The 304-nt window shown below is 37.8% G+C and carries 1 protein-coding gene; it reads left to right on the forward strand.

Annotated elements, in window-relative coordinates; genetic code table 11:
• The first annotated feature begins 15 nt into the window (after nt 1–15).
• Nucleotides 16–258 (forward strand): hypothetical protein, encoded by a 243-nt coding sequence (locus UNSWCS_RS10990; protein WP_035144131.1) that lies wholly within the window; start codon nt 16–18, stop codon nt 256–258.
• The last annotated feature ends 46 nt before the right edge of the window (nt 259–304 follow it).

Genomic DNA, 304 nt, shown 5'->3' on the forward strand with positions numbered 1-304 from the left:
TAAAAGGATAAAAAAATGAGAATAAGTATAGACGCCGTAGCCGATGTGGAATTGGCGGATTTATTAGAGCGTTGCAGTTTAGGGGAGATATTAAAAGAGATACAAGACATTAGGCTCAATACCGCCGACCGCGTTGGGCTGGGGTTGTTTTTAAATACATTAAACGAAAATGAACTGCGAGACGTAATCTACGGTGCAGACGAGCAGACGGCCAAAAAAATAGTCCAAGCCGTTAAGTTTTACGGCAAGGTTAGTTAAAAATATACCTTTTATATCCCTTTTAACTTATTTAGTGTAATATTTA

Origin of the sequence: Campylobacter concisus UNSWCS, from assembly GCF_000466685.1 — a bacterium.
Lineage (GTDB): Bacteria > Campylobacterota > Campylobacteria > Campylobacterales > Campylobacteraceae > Campylobacter_A > Campylobacter_A concisus_A.

What these genes read in the sequence shown, in the direction of transcription:
- UNSWCS_RS10990 (WP_035144131.1), top strand. Translation starts at nt 16, where the DNA reads ATGAGAATAAGTATAGACGCCGTAGCCGATGTGGAATTGGCGGATTTA.